Source organism: Psychrobacter sp. 78a-MNA-CIBAN-0178 (assembly GCF_040309625.1).
GTDB classification, from domain to species: domain Bacteria; phylum Pseudomonadota; class Gammaproteobacteria; order Pseudomonadales; family Moraxellaceae; genus Psychrobacter; species Psychrobacter okhotskensis.
The window spans coordinates 1-359 of the sequence record NZ_JBEOOZ010000091.1 but is presented as its reverse complement, the minus strand read 5'-3'; the positions used below and the strand labels follow the sequence as shown (position 1 = coordinate 359).

Here is a 359-nt window from a genome sequence, read left to right as displayed (position 1 = left end):
TCGCTACTGCTACTGCCGGTATAGGTACTCATCAAGCGACTGTCATAACGATGTAGGTCGCTTTGCTGAGTATGCTGGGCAATACGGGGGCGAATCGCAGTGATGCGGTCTTGTCTATCAGCAAGGTTGGCAGGGTTTTGACTTAAGGTGCTTTGAATGTCATTGGCATCAGGGCGCAGTATTTCGCCATTATGAGGAAGTAACACTAGCGTGTGACTATCCACTTCATGACGGTAATAACCTGTAATACCGTAAAGGGTGAGATACTGCGTTAAGTAAGCGAGATCGGTTTGGTTGTATTGGACGCTATGCTGTATATGGTAATCGCTGGCGCTACTTAAGCGCTCGTCAATCTCAAC

1 protein-coding gene is annotated in these 359 nt (G+C 47.6%); it reads right to left on the bottom strand.

What is annotated here, in order from left to right; all coding sequences use genetic code 11:
• Window positions 1-359, bottom strand: a 359-nt coding sequence (locus tag AAEY80_RS14380; RefSeq protein WP_350588537.1) for a contractile injection system protein, VgrG/Pvc8 family, incomplete at both ends; no start/stop codon positions are given.